Source organism: Marinomonas sp. ATLA20 (assembly GCF_057180105.1).
The window spans coordinates 240074-264242 of record NZ_JBXUKU010000003.1 but is presented as its reverse complement, the minus strand read 5'-3'; the positions used below and the strand labels follow the sequence as shown (position 1 = coordinate 264242).

Annotated in this window: 20 protein-coding genes; 4 read left to right on the top strand and 16 right to left on the bottom strand. The window is 43.1% G+C overall.

Annotation, left to right across the window (positions count from 1 at the left end):
- Window positions 1-143 precede the first annotated feature (143 nt).
- Window positions 144-1103, top strand: a complete 960-nt coding sequence (locus tag AC2A4J_RS07635; protein WP_255825363.1) for a sugar ABC transporter substrate-binding protein — start codon at window positions 144-146, stop codon at window positions 1101-1103.
- Between the two features lie 131 nt (window positions 1104-1234).
- The gene (locus AC2A4J_RS07630) at window positions 1235-2095 is read left to right on the top strand and encodes a MurR/RpiR family transcriptional regulator (protein ID WP_255825365.1); all 861 of its coding nucleotides are present in this window, start codon (window positions 1235-1237) and stop codon (window positions 2093-2095) included.
- Here the strand turns inward: AC2A4J_RS07630 and AC2A4J_RS07625 are convergent.
- From AC2A4J_RS07625 to katG, 3 genes are all read right to left on the bottom strand, one after another.
- Entirely contained in the window at window positions 2092-2511 is a 420-nt protein-coding gene (locus AC2A4J_RS07625) for a GNAT family acetyltransferase (protein ID WP_484175539.1), read from the bottom strand. The genes AC2A4J_RS07630 and AC2A4J_RS07625 overlap by 4 nt on opposite strands.
- A 16-nt stretch (window positions 2512-2527) precedes the next feature.
- The gene (locus AC2A4J_RS07620; protein WP_484175538.1) at window positions 2528-2995 is read right to left on the bottom strand and encodes a DUF2127 domain-containing protein; all 468 of its coding nucleotides are present in this window, start codon (window positions 2993-2995) and stop codon (window positions 2528-2530) included.
- Window positions 2996-3170: 175 nt separating this feature from the next.
- Window positions 3171-5369: a catalase/peroxidase HPI gene (gene katG, locus AC2A4J_RS07615; RefSeq protein WP_484175537.1), complete on the bottom strand. Its 2199-nt coding sequence runs from the start codon at window positions 5367-5369 to the stop codon at window positions 3171-3173.
- Window positions 5370-5610: 241 nt separating this feature from the next.
- Here katG and codA point away from each other — a divergent pair, with 241 nt between their 5' ends.
- Together codA and AC2A4J_RS07605 are read left to right on the top strand one after the other, a co-directional pair.
- Entirely contained in the window at window positions 5611-6864 is a 1254-nt protein-coding gene (codA, locus tag AC2A4J_RS07610; RefSeq protein WP_484175536.1) for a cytosine deaminase, read from the top strand.
- Between the two features lie 229 nt (window positions 6865-7093).
- A complete protein-coding gene (locus tag AC2A4J_RS07605) occupies window positions 7094-9103 on the top strand; it encodes a methyl-accepting chemotaxis protein (RefSeq protein ID WP_484175535.1) in 2010 nt (669 codons plus the stop codon).
- A gap of 103 nt (window positions 9104-9206) precedes the next feature.
- Here the strand turns inward: AC2A4J_RS07605 and AC2A4J_RS07600 are convergent, their stop codons facing one another.
- The 13 genes from AC2A4J_RS07600 to AC2A4J_RS07540 form a co-directional block, all read right to left on the bottom strand.
- Window positions 9207-9626 carry a hypothetical protein gene (locus AC2A4J_RS07600; RefSeq protein WP_255825373.1) on the bottom strand — a complete coding sequence of 140 codons (420 nt, stop codon included), beginning with the start codon at window positions 9624-9626 and terminating at the stop codon, window positions 9207-9209.
- 124 nt (window positions 9627-9750) lie between these two features.
- Entirely contained in the window at window positions 9751-10719 is a 969-nt protein-coding gene (locus AC2A4J_RS07595) for a D-2-hydroxyacid dehydrogenase family protein (RefSeq protein WP_484175534.1), read from the bottom strand.
- A gap of 105 nt (window positions 10720-10824) precedes the next feature.
- Window positions 10825-11925 (bottom strand): mechanosensitive ion channel family protein, encoded by a 1101-nt coding sequence (locus tag AC2A4J_RS07590; RefSeq protein ID WP_255825374.1) that lies wholly within the window; start codon window positions 11923-11925, stop codon window positions 10825-10827.
- Window positions 11926-12123: 198 nt separating this feature from the next.
- Complete coding sequence (gene fadA / locus AC2A4J_RS07585) at window positions 12124-13299, bottom strand: acetyl-CoA C-acyltransferase FadA (protein ID WP_484175533.1); 1176 nt, start codon at window positions 13297-13299, stop codon at window positions 12124-12126.
- A gap of 27 nt (window positions 13300-13326) precedes the next feature.
- Window positions 13327-15477 carry a fatty acid oxidation complex subunit alpha FadB gene (fadB, locus tag AC2A4J_RS07580; RefSeq protein WP_484175532.1) on the bottom strand — a complete coding sequence of 717 codons (2151 nt, stop codon included), beginning with the start codon at window positions 15475-15477 and terminating at the stop codon, window positions 13327-13329.
- Between the two features lie 102 nt (window positions 15478-15579).
- On the bottom strand, window positions 15580-16509 hold the full coding sequence (locus AC2A4J_RS07575; protein WP_255825377.1) for an electron transfer flavoprotein subunit alpha/FixB family protein: 930 nt from the start codon (window positions 16507-16509) through the stop codon (window positions 15580-15582).
- A complete protein-coding gene (locus AC2A4J_RS07570) occupies window positions 16506-17258 on the bottom strand; it encodes an electron transfer flavoprotein subunit beta/FixA family protein (RefSeq protein WP_255825378.1) in 753 nt (250 codons plus the stop codon). The genes AC2A4J_RS07575 and AC2A4J_RS07570 overlap by 4 nt, the downstream gene beginning before the upstream one ends.
- A gap of 300 nt (window positions 17259-17558) precedes the next feature.
- Window positions 17559-18311, bottom strand: coding sequence for an enoyl-CoA hydratase-related protein (locus tag AC2A4J_RS07565; protein ID WP_255825379.1), 753 nt, complete (start codon window positions 18309-18311; stop codon window positions 17559-17561).
- A gap of 11 nt (window positions 18312-18322) precedes the next feature.
- A complete protein-coding gene (locus AC2A4J_RS07560) occupies window positions 18323-18871 on the bottom strand; it encodes a DUF2889 domain-containing protein (RefSeq protein WP_255825380.1) in 549 nt (182 codons plus the stop codon).
- A 41-nt stretch (window positions 18872-18912) separates the two neighbouring features.
- The gene (locus tag AC2A4J_RS07555; protein WP_484175531.1) at window positions 18913-20610 is read right to left on the bottom strand and encodes an AMP-binding protein; all 1698 of its coding nucleotides are present in this window, start codon (window positions 20608-20610) and stop codon (window positions 18913-18915) included.
- A 108-nt stretch (window positions 20611-20718) separates the two neighbouring features.
- Complete coding sequence (locus AC2A4J_RS07550; protein WP_484175530.1) at window positions 20719-21033, bottom strand: SCP2 sterol-binding domain-containing protein; 315 nt, start codon at window positions 21031-21033, stop codon at window positions 20719-20721.
- An 82-nt stretch (window positions 21034-21115) separates the two neighbouring features.
- Window positions 21116-22921, bottom strand: a complete 1806-nt coding sequence (locus AC2A4J_RS07545; protein WP_484175529.1) for an acyl-CoA dehydrogenase C-terminal domain-containing protein — start codon at window positions 22919-22921, stop codon at window positions 21116-21118.
- Between the two features lie 213 nt (window positions 22922-23134).
- On the bottom strand, window positions 23135-24166 hold the full coding sequence (locus tag AC2A4J_RS07540) for a CobW family GTP-binding protein (protein WP_484175528.1): 1032 nt from the start codon (window positions 24164-24166) through the stop codon (window positions 23135-23137).
- Between the last annotated feature and the right edge of the window lie 3 nt (window positions 24167-24169).

Below are 24169 nucleotides of genomic sequence, written 5' to 3'. Positions count from 1 at the left end.
TAAAAAATTTCGAAATATTGCAATTATGAAATATTCATTCTAACATCATTCCAATTCTGCTCAAAAATAGATCAGAGTTAGAATTTGCTAAATCCAAAAATAAGTAATAACAAAAATAATTAAACGAAACGGAGATAGTCGTAATGAAGAAATTCCTGAAGAAAGGTACAGCCATACTCGTCGCCGGCGCTGCGACTCTAGGCGTTATGTCCATGCCCACAGCGGCTCACGCTGAAGGTGAACGTTATGTGTTCATTTCCCATGCACCTGATTCTGATTCTTGGTGGAACGTGATTAAAAATGCGGTAAAACAAGCTGCTTCAGACATGAAGGTCACCGTTGAATACCGTAACCCGCCAACCGGCGATTTAGCCGATATGGCAAGAATCGTCGAACAAGCCGTTGCGACTAACCCTGATGGTATTGTGCTTTCAATTGCAGATTTCGATACCTTAGAAGGCCCTTTAGAGAAAGCCTCTAAAAAAGGCATTCCATTCATTACCATGAATTCAGGTACACAAGAGCAATCCAAAGCATTAGGCGCACTACTGCATGTAGGGCAACCTGAGTTTGCCGCTGGCTTCGGTGCTGGACAGCGCGCGAAGAAGCAAGGAGTAAAATCCTTCTTATGTGTTAACCACTACATTACCAACCCAGCATCTGTAGAACGTTGCATGGGGTTTGCCAAAGGCCTAGGTGTTGAGCTTGGCAACCAGATGATTGACTCTGGATCCGATCCAACCAACGTAGAAACCAAAGTATCGGCTTACCTTCGTAAGAACCCAAATACTGATGCAATCCTAACCTTAGGGCCAACCTCTGCTCATCCAACGTTGCGAGCATTGGAAAAAAATCGCAATCTGAAAAACATTTATTTTGGTACTTTTGATTTGAGCGGGCAAATTTCGGCCGCCATTAAAGATGGTCGAATTAACTTTGCTATCGACCAACAACCTTACTTACAAGGTTACTTACCTATTAGCTTCTTAACGCTTTACACGCGCTACGGGTTGATTCCAAGTAACGATGTGAACTCTGGTCCTGGTTTCATTACCAAAGACAACATCGCGCTTGTTGAAAAATACGCGGGGGAATTCCGTTAAATCTATTGATTAACAAAAGCTGAGGTCATCAACGACCTCAGCACAACCTCTCGGCAAGTATTTATAATAAAAAATCGCTATAATGCGAGTCGTTAAATACATAGCTAGATCACAATTTTAGGAGCCACTGTTTGGGCGCACCAACTTCTCTTGACCAACTACAGCAAGCCATTAGCCGAAACTACGACGATTTAAGCAAACGCTTACAACAAGTAGCACGTTTTTTACTAGAGCATCCTAATACTGTCGCTTTAGAAACGGTAGCAAGTCTTGCTGAGCAATGTGATGTGCCCCCTTCTACATTGGTTCGTTTTGCGGCAGCTTTTGAATACAATGGCTTTAGCGAGATGCAAAACCTGTTTCGACAAGCACTCGTTGAGCAGACATCCAGCTATAGCGAGCGAGTTAAGTTGAGCAAAAGCACTGTCAGTACCACGATTGATGCTTCGCACATTCTAGAAGAGTTCAGTAGCAGTAATGCATTTTCCATGAACCACATGAACCACCACTTCTCTCAAGAAATGCTCAACAAAGCAGTCGACTTGCTTGAAAACGCGCAGAATATTTACCTCATTGGTTTACGCCGTGCATTTCCAATTTCAAGCTACTTTGCTTACAGCTTAAGACACTTAAATAAAACGACCCACCTTATTGATGGCGGTGGGGGAATGCTGATTGAGCAAGCCAGCAATATTCGCAAAAACGACGTTATCATTGCGACGGCATTTAGCCCTTATGCCAAAGAGACCGTTAATGTCTGCGAATATGCATTCAAAGCAGGCGCTCAAGTCATTGCTATTACTGATAGCAAAATCAGCCCATTAGCCGCCCTTTCAGACGTTTGTTTTGATATAAAAGAAGCGGAAGTATTGGGGTTTCGTTCGCTAACATCCTCTATGACATTGGCACAGACCCTACTTGTCGCTTTAGCGTATCGACTCAACAGCGATGGTAAAATGGGCGACACCAAACAAATAGAGTGGAAACATTAGTTATCCTGTTCGAAGCGCTTTCCTAAGCCGACAACGTCATCATTGCCATAGCCAATTGCTTTGTAAAATTCGATGACGGTTTGATTCGTATTACGAACTTGCAGATTTATTTTAGGACAGCCTTTAGCAATGATTAATTCTTCAACCGCTGTCATAATTGATTGTCCGTAGCCTTTTCTTTGATGGTCTGGGCTAACAGCTAAATAGTTAATCCAACCTCGGTGACCTTCATAACCTCCCATTACCGTAGCAACCACGCTATTATTGACGACGCCAACAAGAAATAAATCGGCATCCACCTTAAGCTTACGAGCGATGTCTTTATCTGGGTCGTTCTGAGAGGCAAGCAAACCACATTGTTCCCATAGATCAATTACCACTTTTCTGTCTTTTTCTTCATAACGGCGAATATTCATAATCCTCAAATACCTCCTATTTAGTTGCCATCGCTAATGCTTTCTCTCCTCGCTTTAGCACCCAATACAAGTAAGCCACAACGATTAAATTAAACAGCAATACAGCAACGTTAACATGGCTAGGATTTTGGTAAATAGCATAAAGCTCAAAGGGAATATAAAGTGAGCCGCTGATGAAAGCGAACCACTCAGTCCAGCGCAATTTATGCCATAACCCATAGGCGATAACAAAGCGGAAACAGGCATACATTAGGGCGATAATTATCACCAATACATGATCTTGCTGGATAACTTTCTCAACGAAAGTTAACAGCAAATTAACGTAATAATTGTTTGGAGAGATGGGCCAGCTTTGCATGACCTGAGCCGCGAGCTGATGGAGGTCTTGCTTAGCGATAACATTGACACTAAGCGCTAGAAATAGAGCCAGTAGACCTTTCACTCCATCAACAACCGCAATTGCTTTTAAGCCTTCAAACTTCATATGCTCGACTTATTTGATAAAAAAACAGCATACTAGAATTGGATGACAAAAAAGTGATTGCTTTATGAATTTTGCTTAGCTCGACACAGTGTAGGACTCTTTGTAATAAAAAACCCCGCTATTCTTATGAATGCGGGGTTGAGTGTTGGTAACGCAAATAGACGCAGATAAGAGATTAAGCTAGATCAAAACGATCCAGCTCCATTACTTTGGTCCATGCTGCAATAAAGTCTTTCACAAAACGTTCTTGTGAATCAGAGCAAGCATACACCTCGGCAATCGCACGAAGTTGAGAGTTTGAGCCAAACACTAGATCGGCACGTGTTGCAGTCCATAAAATCTTACCGGTTGTACGGTCACGACCTTGGAACTCCTCCTCTTCTTCAGAAGTAGCAAACCACTTGACTCCCATATCCAATAAATTCACAAAGAAATCATTGCTTAGTGCTTCTGGTTGCTTCGTCAACACACCATGCTGAGATTGATCTACATTGGCATTTAGCACACGTAAACCACCTAACAACACTGTCATTTCTGGTGCTGAAAGGGTTAGCAATTGCGCTCTGTCTACTAACATTTCTTCAGCAGACACAGTGTATTTACCTTTTAAGTAATTACGGAAGCCATCTGCAGCAGGCTCAAGGAAAGCAAAAGATTCCACATCAGTTTGCTCTTGAGAGGCATCCGCACGACCAGACGTAAATGGCACAGTCACATCATGACCGGCTGCTTTTGCAGCTTGCTCAACACCAACCGATCCACCCAAAACGATCAAGTCAGCAATAGAAACTTGCTTAGTTGCACTTTGACTATTGAACTGGGTTTGAATGCCTTCTAACACAGACAACACTTTAGCAAGTTGTTCTGGCTGATTTACCGCCCAATCTTTTTGTGGTGCTAAACGAATACGAGCGCCATTTGCACCGCCACGCATATCTGAACCACGGTAAGTCGATGCAGAAGCCCAAGCAGTCGATACTAACTGAGCAACACTCAAACCAGATGCTTGGATTCTTGCTTTTAGATCAGCGATATCTTGGTCATTAACTGACACATACGTTACCGCTGGAATCGGATCCTGCCATACCAACTCTTCTTGTGGTACCAAAGGCCCAAGGTAACGAGCCACTGGCCCCATATCACGGTGGGTTAACTTGTACCAAGCTCGAGCAAACGCATCGGCAAGTTGGTCTGGATTTTCATAAAAACGTTTAGAAATTGGTGCGTAAATTGGATCATCACGCAATGCCAAATCGGATGTAAACATAATTGGCGCATGACGTTTAGATGAATCATGAGCATCTGGAACAGAACCTGCCGCCGCACCGCCTTTTGGAGTCCACTGCCACGCACCTGCTGGGCTTTTGGTTAATTCCCAATCATACTCAAACAAGTTTTCAAAGTAGCCGTTGTCCCAAGCAATTGGGCTCTTCGTCCACGCACCTTCAAGACCACTAGAAATCGTATCGACACCTTTACCCGTGCCCATACTGTTGTTCCAGCCAAAACCTTGCTCAGTAATACCCGCCGCTTCTGGATCAGCGCCAACTTGAGCCGCATCACCTGCACCGTGGGCTTTACCAAAAGTGTGACCGCCAGCAATCAAGGCAACGGTTTCTTCGTCGTTCATCGCCATACGCTCAAAAGTGTCGCGAATATCACGAGCTGAAGCCAGTGTATCTGGTTTGCCTTCTGGACCTTCTGGGTTGACATAAATTAAACCCATTTGAACGGCTGCCAACGGGTTTTCAAGCTCTCGATCACCAGTGTAACGCTCGTCATCCAACCACGTTTTCTCGGTTCCCCAGTAAATGTCTTCTTCTGGTTGCCATACGTCTACGCGACCACCAGCAAAGCCAAAAGTTTTGAAGCCCATGGATTCTAATGCACAGTTACCCGCTAAGATCATCAAATCTGCCCAAGAGATCTTACGGCCGTATTTTTGCTTAATAGGCCAAAGTAAACGGCGTGCTTTGTCTAAGTTAACGTTATCTGGCCAGCTGTTTAATGGTGCAAAACGCTGAGTACCTGACGTCGCGCCACCACGACCATCAGCCGTACGATAAGTACCTGCACTGTGCCAAGCCATACGGATAAAAAATGGACCGTAGTGACCGTAATCGGCAGGCCACCAATCTTGAGAGTCCGTCATCAGAGCGAACAAATCTTGACGAAGTGCGTCAAGATCCAAGCTATTAAATTCTTTGGTGTAATCAAAATCTTCGCCCATTGGGTTAGATTTTGGTGAATGCTGGTGCAGAATATTTAAATTCAACTGATTCGGCCACCAGTCTTTATTGGATGTACCACGGCCAGATGATTGATTTGCACCTGCGGCACCATGATTAAAAGGACACTTACCTTCGTTAGACATAACGCTCTCTCCTGCTTGCTGCTTAGAACATTTTATTTTTCAGTAACGCTTGATTAACTATAGTTATAAACTTAAAAAGAGTGAGTAACTAATAAATAAAAACTAAGAAGACAATAGGCAACCCCATCATCCTCAATTAAATTGTGTTGCTGAGGAATAGAATTTATTCGTAACAATAACAGACAAAATAGGTAGTATTACCACTATCTTCACTGATACTAAGTCATCATAGAGGCCTTTTATGCATGTTATCAACGCCCGTTTACGCCAACGTCCAGAACTGTTTTCTATCCATATTGACCAAGGCCAGTTCAGTAAAATTGAAGTTCAACAAGACACATTAGCGGCTTCAGAAGACACCATTGACGCTAGTGGAAACTTAGTCTGTGCGCCTTTTGTCGAACCACATATTCATCTTGATGCAGCATTAACAGCAGGCGAACCGGAATGGAACCAAAGCGGAACACTCTTCGAAGGCATCGAACGCTGGAGCCAGCGCAAACCGATGCTAAATGAAGCCGATATCCGACGCCGCGCGCTATCAACAATAGAATTATTAGTACAAAACGGTGTACAGGCGATTCGAACTCATGCTGATACCACAGACCCAACACTAATAGGCGTTCGTACGCTTTGTGCTCTACGTGATGAATTGAAAGACAAAATCGATTTACAAGTGGTTGCCTTCCCACAAGACGGTATGCTGTCTTACCCAAATGGCTTAAAGCTGATGGAAGAAGCCTTAGAAATAGGTGCCGATGTGGTCGGTGGGATTCCACATTTTGAGTACACTCGTGAATTGGGTGAGAAATCCGTCAAACTCATCGTTGAACTAGCGAAAAAATACGATCGCTTGATTGATGTACATTGCGATGAAATCGATGATCCAAACTCACGATTTTTAGAGTTTCTTGCCTGCGAAGCCTTGCTCCATGATATGGGATCGAAAGTCACAGCAAGCCATACCACAGCAATGCATTCATACGACAACGCCTACTGTTCGAAGCTATTTCGATTATTGAAGAACTCCGGCATTAACTTTATCTCCTGCCCAACCGAAAGCATTCACTTACAAGGTCGTTTTGATACCTACCCGAAACGCCGAGGCGTAACAAGAGTCAAAGAACTAAGAGAAGCCAATATCAACGTCTGCCTAGGCCAAGACTCTATCTTCGATCCGTGGTACTCACTCGGTAACGGCAAACTACTTCGTACGTTAGATTACGCCATGCACATCTGCCAAATGATGGGGTATCAAGACTACGCCCGAGCGCTAGATATGATCACAGACAACAGCGCAAAAACCATGTGCTTACAAGGTTATGGCATTGAAGTAGGCAATGCCGCGAATTTTATCTTGCTGGAAGGGCATGACGACTACAGCGTGCTACGTCAGCAAGGGGAAGTATTGTTGTCGGTTCGACATGGTGAAATCATCATGCAACGTCAACCATCTCAAGTCATTACTGAGCCTTGGATTACGCAAGCGATATAATCATTAATATATCAATGTTTTTTCAGAAAAGATGAAAGAGCGAGTCTTCTCATCTTTTCTGAATATCCAACGACCATTAAGCAAAACAACTCAACGTCATCATTCAAAACAACATAATAGATTAAAATTTGATCATTTTTTTGCGCTTACAAACATCCTTTCCTAGACTGTAAAGAACTTACAAGACAATAAAGGATTATAAATGCGCGTCCACTCTATTCGAATCAAAATGATGTTACCGATTATCTTCCTTTCGCTTATTTTAATCTCTCTATTTGCCTTCATGATGCTCATGAGCAATATGCAAAAAAACAATATGAAACTGCAAGCCGAACACTATTTCGAGGCGATTTCAGAAGTATTAAATGCAGACCGAGACATTTACCAAGCACGACTTGCACAAGAAAAAATGCTCGATGGGCAAGGACCTAAAAATGGGAACGAAGCCGAATTTAGAGAAAACGCTCAACAAGTTTTTGATCGCTTTCAGCTTTATCGAAAGTATCTCGAAGACGAACCATCAGACCTACTAACACCTTTTGAATCCTTTAATAGCCTTTATACTGAATGGATAAAAACAAGTGAGAGCCTTATTGCCACCTCAAAGGGCAGCATTCAATTCTCAGAAGCAATGATAAATTTAGATAATAAGTTCAAAGTTATTCGCGATATGCTCGACCAAGCTGGAGAAAAACTAAGAACACACACACATGATATAAAAGATCAAATAAACTCAGCCCAAGAATTGAATAACTATGTCGAAGCAATCACTGAAGTATTAAATGCTGATAGAGACTTATATCAGGCTCGCTTAGCCCAACAAAGATTCATTAATGGCATAGGTAGCAATGAGGAAAACATAGAAGAATTCAAACTCAATACAACACAAGCTTTAGAAAGATTCAGGGCTTACCGAGGCCACCTGATTAATGAACCGGAATTGACAAGACCTTACAGTAAATTTGATGTCCTCTTTAATGAATGGTTTGAAGGAAGTCTCATTAATTTTAACTCACCCGATGCTCAGACCACCCATAAACTTCCTAAAGAAATCATTGAAGCAGATGAAAAATTTGATGCCATTCGAGCCCTATTAGATAAAGCAGGTGACAGTGTTAGAAATCATTCCAGAGAAATAGAAGAGATAACTAAACAAAATATTGCCCGTAATCAAGACATTGCAATGATAGTCACAGGAATTGCTTTTGTTATTGCGCTTATTTTTGGCTACATTATCCCACTCAAAATCACCAAAAATGTCGAAAATATGGGACGTCGTATTAAAGAGATCGCTGAAGGCGATGGTGACTTAACTCAGCGAATCAATTCAGATTCAAAAGACGAACTTGGCGACTTAGCCCATGAGTTTGATAGCTTTGTCGAGCAACTTAGATCCATTATTAGCAACATCCACAAACAATCTTCTGCATTAGGCAGTATGACTACGGAATTAAAAAACGCCTCAGATACAACCAATAATATTACCCATGCACTAGTAAATGCATCGTCCTCTATGATCAATGCAGGGCAAGAAATGAACCTTTCAAATCAACAAATGGCGGAAGTAGCAAAAGACACCGAAACAGAAGCCACTACGTCTAGCCAATTAACATCACAAGGGATTCAAGCGGTCAATACATCCCACAAAGCCATATCTAGCCTTATAGGTGATATTGAAGAGTCCTTAAAACGAGCCGATCAGCTCGAAAAAAGCTCAGAGAATATATCATCTGTTCTTGAAGTGATAAGGAACATTGCCGAGCAGACCAACTTACTTGCATTAAATGCTGCCATTGAAGCCGCCCGTGCTGGCGAACAAGGTAGAGGATTCGCCGTCGTTGCCGATGAAGTTAGAACTCTAGCCACTCGAACCCAGAAGAGTACAGATGAAATAGAAACCATCATTGAGCAACTTAAACTGAATGTAAAAGAGTCTTCTATTTCCACTCAAAATAGTCGTGATAATGCCGACAACACAGCGTCAAACTTTGAACAAGTAATCACGATATTTGACTCGCTCAATACCTCATTTGAAAAAGTACAACAAATGGCCTCAAAAACAGCCCAAGCGACCCTCGAACAGTCGGCATTATCAGACGGAATCAACCAAAGCCTAGTCCAGCTAAAAGAACAAACGGATGGCGTTAAAGATGTTTCCGTTCTAATAAATGAACAGTCCACACAGATAACAGACTTGTATAAAACGCTTAATAATGAAGTGGGGAACTTTAAGGTCTAGCGTTACAGAAGGTGTTGCATGGCAATTAAGGCTGAATAGCTTCTTGCTCTTTAACAAGGATTAAAGGATTAAACAATTAAAGAGCAAGAGCAAAATGGTATATCTATTTCTCTGTTGGGCAGCTTTCCATACCAACGCGGTAAGTCGAGACAGATCCCATCCCAGAAAACTTACGGAAAGCGTTAAAAGCATCATAGCTAGGTTTGTAGCTCACAGTATAATTCATGTTTACTTGTGATCCATAATTACCACAGCAGTTAGGGCTGAAAGAGGCATCTTGGCTAATAATCTGAAAATCCTCTAGATTGTTCTTTTTACCAAAAGCAATAAGCTCGTCTGTTTTTGCCTTATATATCGCTCCCACATCCGCATCACTATTAGGCGGAATATTTTCCATATAAGAAAAAGACGTCATATCTTTTACATCGCAAACAGGCGCTTCAGAAGTTTCTTGAGCAACAAGCAGATTAGAAAAAAGTACAGCAGGCACGGCAATAAACAGTGCACATGAAAGAGTTTTCATATGAAACATCCTATGTGATTTAAAATATCCATTGAAGCAATGATGGCTCATTACTTCGGTTGATTAAAAATGAACCCAAACAGGCCAATAACTCATGAGATAATAGCATTAATCAGACTAAGATTTATGAAATTGCCACCAAATTTTCCGCTTTACCATCAGCAAACGCCACAACATTTTCAAAAGCGATTTTGAAGTAAATCTCATAACTGGCTTTTTCAACATAACCAATATGCGGTGTGCAGAGCACATTTGGTAAAGACAACAAAGGCTCATTCTCTGTCGTTGCAGGCTCGCTTTCAAATACATCAACAGCCGCTCGTTTATTCGGGTTAGCCAGCATTTCTGCATACAAGGCACCACTTTCGATAAGTTCAGCACGACTAGTATTTACCAACAAAGAATCCGCTTTCATCAAGGCTAAATCCGCTTCCGTCACAATGGCTTTAGTGGCGTCATTGAGTCGCAAATGCAAAGTAATAATATCCGCTGTATGAAAGAATTCAGCCTTCGATTCAGCGGCAGAAAAACCATGTTCCTTGGCTAATACTCTGGAGCTTTCACTACCCCAAACTAGCACCTTCATACCAAAGGCTTTCGCATATTGCGCGATACGTTGACCGATTTTACCGTATCCCCAAATTCCTAAAACTGCGCCATTCAACACTCGACCTAACCCCAACGAGCCAGACTGTTGCCAATGACCTTGTGAAAATTGAGAAACATATTCGGGAATATGTCGACTTGCCGACATAACCAAGCCCCAACATAACTCGGACGGCGCAACCGGGGAACCAATACCTTCTGCCACAGTCACACCATATTTGTGGCACAGTTTGACATCAATGTGATTGCTAATTTTGCCTGTTTGGCTGATCAGTTTTAAATTAGGTAAGTTAGCCAGCAAATCTTCAGAAATGACCGTACGTTCGCGTATCAAAACCAGCACATCAAAATCTTTTAAATTGACCACCAAATCATCAATACTAAGAAAGGTTTCGTTAAAAACATGTACATCGTGGCCTTTTAATACATCAAAGCACACAAGATCTTTAACCCTATTTTGATAGTCATCCAGAATCGCGATTTTCAACACCGTGTCTCCTTAAGGTAAAAGTATTTATTTTTTCCGCTATTTTCAGACCGATATGATGAACTTAAACCATAAAAACATCCAACCAAATACAGCCACAGCGTTTCAATTACCCTTAAGGTTAGCACCCTCTTGCGTTGTGTTAATGGCTCTTATTGGATAAGGAATGACAATACCTTCTTCTTTGAACCGTTTATGCAAAGCCTGTATGAACGCAGATTTAATAAAAAACCGCTGGAAGTACTCATGTGATCTCAGCATCACCGTAAAGTTGATGCTGCTATCATCAAAGGTATGAAACAAAATGAAGGTGTTGTAACTTTCTACACCAAATTCGTGATTCTGCAGTATTTCTCTGGCTACTTCTAAGGTCACTCGTTCTACATGATCTAAATCTGAATCGTAATGCACACTCACTTCAACAGGAACAGACAGCTCCTTAGTCGGATAAAAGTAATTAATAATTTTAGACTCAGATAACACACTGTTCGGCATAATTATCGTGTTATTTGGCAACATACGAATCCAAGTCGAACGCCAGCCAATTTTTTCGACAAAACCCTGCTCGCCTGAATCCAGTTCGATGTAGTCCCCCACTCGAATAGGTTTATCCATGACCAGTTGAACACCGGAAAAGAAGTTCACCAAGGTAGGTTGTAACGCCAATGCAACAGCAAGAGAACCAATCCCTAAAGAAGCAACCACAGGCATAATAGAAATGCCCAATGTCCCCATTAAGACCAAACCACCAATAGCCACAACAAAGGATCGACTCACCCCCACCACTATCGATTGACTGCTTAATAAAACTGATGAGCTTTTACTGTAATAGCGAATAAAGCCCGTAACCATACGATCAATAAATATAACCGCTGCCAATATCAACAAAAGTGGCAATACGTATTTCGCTATGCTTCTTGTCGCAGTGGCCATTGGTGAAGAACCGGAAGCGAGAGAATTTTCAAGCAACAAAAATCCTATCCAAAAAATCATTAAAGACAAAGGTATGCGAATGGCTCTTATCAGCAGACTATCAAAGAAATAATGAGTTCGATCGGTAATTCGAATTATGCGGATTAAAATAAGGCGCTTTACAAGCAGTAATGCACAGATAACAACCACGACAACCACTAGAATTAGGACCCAATTCGGAGTGCCCAAGAGCCAGTTAGAAGCTTGTGTATGTAAGGATTGAAAGAAGTCCATCAACATGGCCTCAACATGATTCACTTAACTAGAGGTTGCAAGATCCATTCCGAAAGACAGTCCCACCAATGTTAAATCAAGTTAAGAACACACCATGGCCTAAAAAAAGCCCCGCACATGGCGGGGCTAAAGACAGACATTACAATTTCAGATTTATTAAAGCTCTTGTACGACGTCACGAGCACAGTAGTCGTGCATTTACACGCGCTCGAATACCGTTGCTATACCCTGCCCCATACCAATACACATAGTAGCAAGGCCAACAGTCGCGTCTTTTTCACGCATCACATTTAGCAAGGTTGTTGAAATACGTGTACCTGAACAGCCAAGCGGATGACCAAGGGCAATCGCACCACCATTCAAGTTCACTTTATCGTCAACCTGATCAAGCAATCCAAGATCTTTTAGTACTGGAATAGATTGAGCAGCAAACGCTTCGTTTAACTCAACAATCTCGATATCAGCAATCGTCATACCTGCACGCTTAAGTGCTTTCTTAGTCGCTGGCACTGGTCCGTAACCCATAATCGCAGGATCACAACCCGCCACCGCCATGCTACGTACTTTGGCAATAGGCGTTAAACCAAGTTCCTCAGCTTTTTTCGCAGACATCATCAGCATAGCCGACGCACCGTCAGACAAAGCTGAAGATGTTCCCGCTGTCACCGTACCGACTTTTGGCATAAACACAGGCTTCAGCCCAGCCAAAGATTCCATAGAGGTTTCTGGACGAATTACTTCGTCCACTTCTACAAGGATTTTATTGCCATCAGCATCATGACCTTCGATAGATACGATTTCGTTATTGAAACGACCCTGCAAGGTCGCTTCATGAGCAAGACGATGCGAACGTACAGCAAAGGCATCTTGGTCTTCTCGGCTCACGCCATGCATTTTGCCTAGCATTTCCGCTGTAACCCCCATCATCATGGACGCTTTAGCCATATGTTTAGACAACGCAGGGTTAACATCTACGCCGTGCATCATATTGACGTGCCCCATGTGCTCGACACCACCAACAACAAACACATCACCTTGGCCTGTCATAATAGCTTGAGCGGCCGTATGGAGAGCAGACATAGATGAACCACAAAGGCGGTTCACAGTTTGCGCTGCACATGTAATTGGCAAACCAGCTAATAAAGACACTGCACGGGCCATATTAAAACCTTGCTCAAGGGTTTGGTTTACACAACCCCAGATCAAGTCTTCTACGTCTTTTTGATCCACATTTGGGTTACGCTTGAACAATTCTTTTACCAGCGCCGCCGATAAGTTTTCTGCACGTACATTACGGAACACGCCATTTTTCGTTTTACCCATTGGTGAGCGAACGGCGTCGATAATAACGACATCATTTGGATTCAGTTTCATGGAAATTCTCCTCTAGCCTATGGGAAATTATGCGCCGTAATAAGTGTCGTTGTTTTTCGCCATGTCACGCATTTTTGCGGTTGGCTCATACAACTTACCTAAGTGGCTGTATTTGTCTGCAAGGTCACAAAAAGCCTGCAGTCCCATTTGGTCTAGGTAGTGCAATGCACCGCCAAGGTATGGAGGGAAACCAATACCATAAATCAATCCCATGTCCGCTTCTGCTGGCGATGCCACTATATTCTCTTCAAGACAACGTACTGTCTCAATACAAAGTGGAATCATCATACGAGCGACAATATCGTCTTCGCTTAACTCAGATTTAGATACCACCACAGAGGAAAGCAAAACATCTATCTCTTCATTAAAGATCTTCTTAGGCTTGCCTTTACGGTCTGGCTCATAGGTATAAAAACCTTTGCCGTTTTTCTGACCAAATCGTTCCAGTTCAAACAAACGATCAACCGCATTAGTGCCTTCGTGCTTCATACGATCTGGGAAACCTTCCGCCATGACTTGATCCGCATGATAAGCCGTGTCAACACCAACAACATCCAGCAAATACGCAGGCCCCATCGGCCAACCGAATTTTTCCATAGTTTTATCAATCACTTGGAAATCCGCGCCTTCTTGCATCATCAAAGAGAAACCAGCGAAGTAAGGGAACAATACGCGGTTCACCAAGAATCCTGGGCAGTCATTTACCACAACCGGTGTTTTACCCATAGCTTGAGCATAAGCAACAGTTTTAGCGATAGCCGCATCGCTGGTTTTTTCGCCGCGAATAACCTCAACTAAAGGCATGCGATGGACTGGGTTAAAGAAATGCATACCACAGAAGTTTTCTGGGCGTTTCAGATCTTTTGCCAATTCAGTAATGGAAATCGTTGACGTGTTAGAAGTCAAAATAGCGTCATCGGCGATTTTACTTTCTACTTCAGCCAATACTGACTTTTTGATTTTGACGTTTTCAACAACCGCTTCAACCACAAGGTCAACGTGTCCAAATTCGCCATAGCTCAGCGCAGGAACTATCGCATTCATCGCTTTAAACGCTTTTTCAGTCGTTAAACGTCCGCGCTCTACTTGACCATTGAAAAGTTTATTCGCTTCACTCAAGCCCAATTCTAGGGCTTCAGGACGAATGTCTTTCATAATAATCGGCGTGCCTTTTGATGCGGATTGATAAGCAACACCGCCACCCATAATGCCCGCCCCCAAAACAGCGGCTTGCTTCACAGGCGTCGCACCTTTCGAGTATTTACCCGCTGTTTTCTTAATTTGTTGATCACTTAAGAACAAGTTAACCAAGGATTTCGCCACTGGACCTTTAGCTAGCTTTACAAAGCCTTTGATTTCAGTATCAAGCGCTTTTTCCATCTCTTGGCTGATGCCTTTTTCAATGGTTTTAATCGCCGCCATTGGCGCAGGGTAATGTTTACCCGCTTTTGCACCGACCACACCGCGAACCGATTCGAAGACCATCATTTTTTCGATAGGTGTAAATTCCATCGGTGCACGCAATTCATTACGACGAGCATGATAATCGAGCTTGCCATCCAACACTTGTTGAACAAGGTGACGAGCAGATTCATTGACTTTCGCCGCAGGAACAACCGCATCTACCGCACCGTCTTTAAAAGCATCTTCGCTGCGTTTCTGAGCACCACCACAAATCCACTCACAAGCATTATCCGCACCAATCAGACGAGGTAAACGAACCGTTCCCCCCCAACCAGGGTAAATGCCCAATTGCGTTTCCGGTAAACCTATTTTTGCTGTCGTTGCCATAACTCGATAATCACACGCCAACGCTAACTCCATACCGCCGCCAAGTGCGATACCATTAATGGCTGCTACCGTTGGACAACATAGATTCGATATATCATTAAAAATACTGTGGGCATGACGCAATTTATCGGATAGATCATCGTCCTCTAGTTTGAACCAAGAAGTAAATTCTGTAATGTCTGCGCCCACGACGAAAACGTCTTTTGCACTGGCAAAAATAACGCCTTGTAGATCATCAATGTGTTTAAGGGCATTAACGGCTTCGGCCAATTCATTCAAGGTAAGGCTATTGAATTTATTGACCGACTCACCGACCAAATCCAGAGTGACGGTTGCCACACTGGCATCATCGACTGCAACCTTGATTGCTTGTCCTTCGAAAATCATGCTGGTCTCCAATTATTTTTATTATGATGACGGTGGTTATCTAGCTCACCGTCATCCGGTGTGTAAAAAGTCAGTTGTTTTAAAAGTTAGTTTCTAAAAAAACTACAAACTCTTTTCTAATTCAGGCACGGCATCAAACAAATCGGCGACTAAGCCATAATCCGCCACTTGGAAAATAGGCGCATCTTCATCTTTGTTGATGGCAACAATCACCTTAGAGTCTTTCATACCCGCTAAATGCTGAATCGCACCAGAAATACCCACTGCGATATACAGATCTGGGGCAACCGTTTTACCGGTTTGGCCGACTTGTAAATCGTTTGGCACAAAGCCCGCATCAACAGCGGCACGTGAAGCACCAATGGCTGCGCCCAGTTTGTCTGCAACCCCTTCCAGCAATTTGAAGTTATCGCCGTTGCCCATGCCTCGACCACCAGAAATGATCACATTAGCCGCGGTCAATTCAGGACGATCAGATTCAGCCAATTGTTCTTTCACAAAACGGCTGCGATCAGATGCAATCACTTGAGAAAGCACTTGGCGTTCTGCGCTACCACCCGTACTTGCCGCGGCATCAAAACCTGTGGCACGAACGGTCAATACTTTTACTGGATCCGTTGTTTTTACCGTCGCAATGGCATTGCCAGCATAGATTGGACGAACAAACGTATCTGCAGATTCAACTTTAATCACGTCAGATAACTGCGCTACGTTCAATAATGCCGCCACTCGTGGCAAGGTATTTTTACCTGTAGTGGTTGCTGGCGCCAAAATGTGTTCGTAGCCGTTAGCAACCTCAACGATTAATTTAGAGACATTTTCAGCCAACTGATGTTCATAAGCGGCATTATCAGCAACCAAAACCTTAGTCACTCCAGACACTTGTGATGCTTGCTCAACAACGGTTTGGCACTCAAAGCCGACAACCAATACATGAACATCAGCGTCAATTTGTGTCGCCGCGGTCACTGTATTCAAGGTCGCAGGCTTTAGAGATTTATTATCGTGTTCTGCAATGATTAAAACGCTCATGACACCACCTTCGCTTCATTTTTAAGTTTGTCTACTAACTCAGCAACAGAGCCAACTTTAATACCACCAGCACGCTGCGGCGGTGGTGTAACAGAAACGATGCTGACATTAGACCCAACTTCCACACCTAAATCGGCAGGTGTTTTTACATCCAATGGTTTTTTCTTCGCTTTCATAATATTTGGCAGAGAAGCAAAACGCGGTTCGTTTAGACGAAGGTCTGTCGTAACAACCGCTGGCAGGGTAATCGCCAAAGTTTGCAAACCACCATCAATCTCACGAGTAACTTGTGCTTCGCCGTTTTCAATAACAACTTCTGACGCAAATGTTGCTTGAGGGTAATCCAATAGCGCTGCCACCATTTGACCCGTCTGATTATTATCAGAATCAATCGCCTGCTTACCCATAATCACCAAATCAGCAGCTTCGTCTTGAGCAACCTTGGCGAGGAGTTTGGCAACTGACAAAGAATCTAAACCATCCTCTGCTTCAACCTGAATTGCTCGATCTGCACCTAACGCCATTGCTGTACGCAAGGTTTCTTGACAAGATTTTGAACCAACAGAGACCACAACGACTTCAGAAGCGACGCCTTTTTCTTTTAGGCGTATAGCTTCTTCCACTGCAATTTCACAGAAAGGGTTCATGGACATTTTGACATTGGTAAGATCGACCGCAGTATGGTCGGATTTGACGCGAACTTTGACGTTGTAGTCTATGACTCGCTTTACAGATACTAAGATTTTCATAAGCCCCTCGTATTTATTATTAAGTTCTGTTTCATACATACCGTCTAGATTTTCACTAGATTGATAGCATGCAAATATTCCCTATCAATAGAACTCTTCACTTACCCTCTATAGTAGTTTGGGAATGCTTTTCATCAATAACAAAAAAGCGCCAGTTAACTGACAAAAATATTCACGCTTCGTTCAAATAGCGCATTATGTGTGAAATGGGCTCTGCACCCTTTCCACATAATGAGTCTAGTCCTAATAACAAAAAAGCCCCACTGATAAGTGAGGCTTGATTGACTTTATTAGAAGGTATTACTTATTACGCGATAAAAACGCAGTAAAAGCTTGATGTGCCTCTGTTGAACGTAGGCGGTCTTTAAAGATTCGACCTTCTCGCATTAACGCCATTTGAACATCATCCTGCGCTCGATACTTTAATAGATCTTTGCTTAATGCTACCGCTTCAACAGGCAGCGCCGCCGTTTTTTCGGCATAACGCAATGCTACTTTGTAGGCTTCACCTTCTTCGCATATGTGGTTAACCAGACCTAATTCATAAGCCTGCATACCATCTACAACCTCACCTAAAACAAGTATCTCAAAGGCTTTTTGATGGCCCACTAACTGGGGCAATAAATGACTAGACGCTGCTTCGGGCACCAGTCCTAATTGCACAAAAGGAAACTGCAATCGCGCTTCACGGGATGCAAGTACTAGATCACAATGCAGTAACATAGTTGCACCAACCCCAACAGCCCGACCTTCAACACCTGCTATAAGTGGTTTTTTATAACTACTCAGCACTTGTAAAAAAGCCATAATGGCTTCCATTTTCTCTGGCGTTTGAGCAATCTGCACAAATTCATTAATGTCATTACCCGAAGAAAAATCACTCCCCGCGCCATGAATTAAGGTCACCTTTATATCGGCGTCCAACTCTGCTCGACGTAATGCATTCGTTAATGCCTGATACATGTCCAATGTAATCGCGTTTTTCTTTTCAACTCTGTCTAAACACAGAATTTGTACACCAGACTCAATATTTTCAGTAACAAAATCACTCATTACTGGCTCCCTTATGATGGTAGTTTAAGTACCTGTTCATCAACCAATTTGCGTACCATTGGGCCGTCTTCAGACCAACCATGGCAGCTATTCACTAGCTTAGACACAGCGGCTGGAACTTGCTCAGGATATTTTTCTCCCAGCGGCCCCCACATTGTTTGAAAAGCGGTTGTCGCAATTACTGGAAAAAGCTCCAACACATGAGTACAACCTACTTTTCCGCTAAAGGTTTCTTTTAGCCAACGACTCCAGCCGGGTTTGAGACGAGTGCCTTTTAAAACCGAAAAACTAGGCACTGCTCCTGCGCAATTAGGAAAGGGATAGGAGTCCATAGTGACCGACACCTCTTTTATTAAAAAGGTGTCATCTAGGGTCAAACAGGCGCGAATATCATGAAAGGGACTGCCTTCAGGCACCAAGCTATCATCAAACTCACGCGTAACATCGTAGGATTTGAGGTCCTGCATGCTTGCCTCAATATCCCACAGCCCATCTTCGCGTAAAAAACCATACGACTCGATACAACGCCGGTGCATTAGCTTACGTTTAACCTGTGCCATTGCTGCTCTCCCAATACTTCAAAAAGCGGTAAACACAAGACTTAAGCATGCTCTTGTTCGCGCAACGCACGACGCAATACTTTCCCAACATTGGTTTTCGGCAACTCTTTGCGAACCTCAACAAACTTAGGAACTTTATAAGCCGCAAGGTTTTCTTTGCAATATATGCGCAACGCCTTTTCATCCAGTGTTTCAACATCGGCTCTTAGAACAACAAACGCTTTTACCGATTCGCCCGTTTTATCATCAGGCACACCAATCGCTGCAGATTCCAAAATCGAAGGATGAGAGGAAAGACAATCTTCCACTTCCGTTGGATACACATTAAAACCGGACACAATAATCATGTCTTTTGCACGATCAACAATTTGCAAATAACCATCGGGATGCTGCATCGCAATATCACCGGTGATTAAAAAGCCGTCTTCTGTCATGACTTCACGCGTAGCTTCTTCACGGTTCCAGTAGCCTTTCATTACCTGAGGTCCACGTACGCATAACATACCCGACTCCCCTTGTGGCAAGGCTTCACCATCACTCCCTTGGATCTTAATGTCCGTTTCTGCAACAGGTAGACCGATTGTACCGATACGTTCTTTGCCGATAGGGTTAAAAGACACAACTGGCGATGTTTCCGTTAGACCATAGCCTTCTACAATTTTGCAGCCAGTAACCCTTTCCCATTCATCGGCAGCGGCATGAGTTAAAGGCATGCCACCTGAACAAGTAAGTTTAAGAGTAGAAAAATCGAGGGCCTTGAACTCAGCTTTGTTACACAAACCAACAAACAAGGTATTTAATCCAACAAAGCCAGTAAATGGCCATTTTTTAAGCTCTTTGATAAAGCCTGGCAAATCTCGAGGATTCGGAATCAATACCGTATGAGCGCCACGCTCCAACAACGTCAGACCATGAATTAGAAATGCATAAATATGATAAAGCGGCAGCGGGGCAATATAGACCTCATTCTGATCATCAATAATCGAGCGGAGTCTAGAGCTTAACTGATACATATTGGCGACTAAATTGGCATGCGTCAGCATCGCCCCTTTTGCAACCCCAGTGGTTCCACCAGTGTATTGCAATACAGCAATTTGCTCTGGCTGAAATTCTACTTTTTCAACCGCTTTACCTTTGCCTTTCGCTATCACATCGTTAAGTGTAGAAGCACTGGAAATATGATATTCCGGCACCATTTTCTTCACGTACTTAACTACGGAATTTACTAATAAGCGTTTTAAAGTCGGATGAAAATCTGCAATTTCGGTGATAATAACGTGTTTTATTGACGTTTTAGCCAATATTTTTTCGACGTTATGCGCCATATTAGCAAACACCACCAATGCTTTTACGCCAGCATCGTTAAATTGATGCTCAAGCTCTTTTGGTGTGTAAAGTGGATTGGTATTAACAACAATTAAGCCAGCCTTCATAGCGCCAAACAGCACCACAGGATATTGAATAATATTAGGCAATTGTACAGCAATCCGATCACCGGGCTTTAAGTCGGTTTCGTGCTGAAGATACGCAGCAAAGGCGTCAGATTTTTCACCTAACTCACGGTAAGTCAGAGTGCGGCCGACGCTGGTAAAAGCAGGACGGTCGGCAAACTTTTTCGTTGCTAACGCTAAGACATCATTTAGTGACTGATAGCCATGTGGGTTAAGCGACTCTGGTAAATAGCTGCCCGGTGGTTTTCCAATATTTGCATTGCTTGGAGAAGAAGTATCCATAGTCATAATAAGCTCCATTTGTTTTTTTTATTTAGGAGAAAGTGATCAAGCATAAAAGCTCAACTACATAAAGTGTAGTTGAGCTTTAGAGCTATAAAATGATTAAAAGATCCCTTATTGAGGGAAAATTTGCGTCAATTTTGTCGCCAACATAATGTCTCCATCAGCACGGATTTTTCCCTGCATAAAAGCAGCCATGCCATCTAGCTCACCACTCATGACTTCTTTTAAAGTATTCAAATCCATACTCAGAGTCACAGTTGGATCGTCATGCTCCCCTTCTCCCATCGAGCATTTACCGTCCTCGATACTTAAGTGATAGCTGTCTGCATCATCTAAGTCAAATTGAAAAACCGCTTCCATATCATCCGCTTCATCAGCGTCGAAACGATTTAACATGGATTCAAAAACTGCTTTTGCTTCACTCATAATATCAACCTCTTCAATCTTTCAAAAACTTTATTACCCATGAACTAAAAAAGAATACATGGGTGGTTATTTATTGCGCTAATTAGGCATTCAAAAATAAGAAATTATCTTCTTCCATCGCCAATAAGTTATCAGCGCCAGACAGCATAGCCTCTACATGAGCGCGAGTACGTGGCAACAATCGATCGTAGTAGAAAGTTGCTGTTTGCAGTTTGGCAGTATAAAAGCCCACTTCATCTGTGCCTTCGTCTAATTTAGTCTGTGCGGTGACAGCCATACGAGCCCAGAAATAAGCTAGTACCACATAACCCGAAAACATCAAATAATCAACGGAAGCCGCACCCACTTCATCTTTGTTGCGCATGGCTTTCATGCCGATCTTCATCGTCACATCGCCCCATTCACTATTCAGTTTATCCAGGGCGGTGATGTAAGATTTAACACGCTTATCACCTTTATGCTCTTTACAGAACTTATGGATGATTTTGGTAAAACGACGCAGTGTTGCACCTTGAGTCATCAGTACTTTACGACCTAAAAGATCCAACGCCTGAATGCCAGTAGTGCCTTCGTACAACATCGAAATGCGGCAATCACGAACGTTTTGCTCCATGCCCCATTCAGCGATAAAGCCGTGACCACCAAACACCTGTAGACCATGATTTGCAGATTCAAAGCCGGTTTCAGTTAGAAAGGCTTTAGCAATCGGAGTCAGTAAAGACATCAATTCATCCGCCTCTTCTTTCTCTTCTTTAGAGCCCTTTTTAGTGATATCCACCAACTTAGAACAATAATGAATTAAAGCGCGACCACCTTCAGCAAAGGCTTTTTGCGTTAACAACATACGACGTACATCGGGGTGAACAATGATTGGATCTGCGGCTTTTTCTGGCGCTTTCGGACCTGACAAAGAACGCATTTGTAAACGATCTTTAGCGTATGCCACAGAGTTTTGTAGTGCCCATTCTGCATGTGCCAAACCTTGTAAAGCCGTACCAAGACGTGCCGTATTCATGAACGTAAACATGCAGTTCAGACCACGGTTCGGCTCACCAATGAGAAAGCCCTTCGCGCCATCGAAATTCATTACACAAGTCGCGTTACCATGAATACCCATTTTGTGTTCGATAGAACCACAAGATACCTGGTTGCGATCTGCCATTTCACCAGCATCATCAACATTGTGTTTTGGTACGATGAACAGAGAAATACCTTTTGTACCCGCTGGGGCATCTGGTAAACGAGCCAATACAATATGGACAATGTTGTCCGCCATATCATGTTCGCCCGCAGAGATGAAGATTTTAGTACCTGTAATGGCATAGCTGCCATCGTCTTGCGGCTCGGCTTTGGTTTTCAACATACCAAGGTCAGTACCACAATGTGGCTCAGTCAGACACATGGTGCCTGTCCATTCACCAGAAACAAGTTTCGTTAAATAGGTTTGTTTTTGCTCGTCAGTGCCGTGTAGCTCGATGGTATTCATCGCGCCGTGACTCAAGCCTGGGTACATCCCCCATGACCAGTTGGATGTGGCGATCATTTCCGTCACCATCATGCCAAGAGAATCTGGTAAACCTTGTCCACCTACTGCTTCAGGGTGCGACAATGAAGGCCAGCCACCTTCAACATACTGCTGATAAGCTTCTTTGAATCCGTCAGGCGTTGTCACAACACCATCTTTAAACTGACAACCTTGTTGGTCACCAACACGGTTTAGAGGAGAAAGCACTCGCTCGGCAAACTTAGCACCCTCTTCCAAAATCGCCGCCACCATATCTGGCGTCGCTTCTTCAGCGCCCGGCAAATTAGCATAGTGTCCGTGAAAATCTAGAACTTCTTCAGTGACGAATTTGATGTCGCGCAGTGGCGCTTTATATTCAGGCATGGCCTATGACCTCTTCTTGTTTTTATTCCATCCGTTCCAATAGGAACCTCTTATGGTAGAAAGGTTCCTCTATCGGAGGCTATCTCTCAATAACAAAAGGTGCCAAAGTTAATGACAAAATAGACCAAGCTTAGGATTTCACCAGTCAAACAAAGAGAATAATCACCATTCAAGCCAATACAAAGCTAGCAAATATAATCAGTTGAACCTTTATTAAAGCAGCTCGCCACCATGACTAAGAGCAAATTTCAGCCAATCACCTTCGATACCACCGATAATTTCTAAGCGACTGCCATCATGCCAAGAAGAAGTTGTTATCAAGACTTCGCCTCTCGCTACGTTCACCAAAAGCGCTTCGTTTGAACTAATTAAAAATACGCCTTTAATACGGTAAACCCCAGCAAACCTGGACAGTTCTTGAATAATTGACTTTACCTTTTCTTGAGTAAAGCAATCCTGTCTAGGCCAATGCCAGCCGACGACCTGCATGTCACCTTGTTGTTTGTGATAACTCCAATGCTTGTCTTGATCTGTCGTTTCAACGGCACCATGAACATGTTGATGAGAGGAATGGTGAGAGTGTTTTTCTGGTGTATGTGAGTGCTTTTCTACGGTAGAAGAAGCATTCGATAAATCTATCAGACCAATATCCAAAGAATCAGCACTCAAAGCCATAGGATCTGACATAAAAACAGTGGGAGTTGACCCCATTGAAGTAAGCGCACCAAAGCGAGCTTTTACTCGGTCAATATCTTCTTGCTGATAACGATCAACATGGCTCAATACAATACCGTCCGCAGACTCTATTTGGTCATTGAAAATATCGTGCTTTGTATAACGCTCATCATTTAAATTCCGAGCATCCAATACGCAAAATGCCCCCGTCAATAACAGCACATCTTGATAAGCCGCACTGCGTAACTTCTGCAGAATTTGCTTTGGATGACCAAGGCCAGATGGCTCAATAAGAATACGGTCAGGGTTATATTGGCGAATTAATTGGTTTAGCCCTTGCTGAAAAGTAGCCGATGTCGTGCAACAAACACAACCACCCGGAACCTCACTGATGGCGACATCTAAATCCGCATAAAACGCACTATCAAGACCAATATCACCAAACTCATTAACCAACACAGCCCAACGTTCATTTGGAGGCGACTGCGCAAGTAGATGACGAATTAAAGAGGTCTTCCCCGCTCCTAAAAACCCCGTCACCAACGTGACTTTTATACCCTGATAACGCATGGC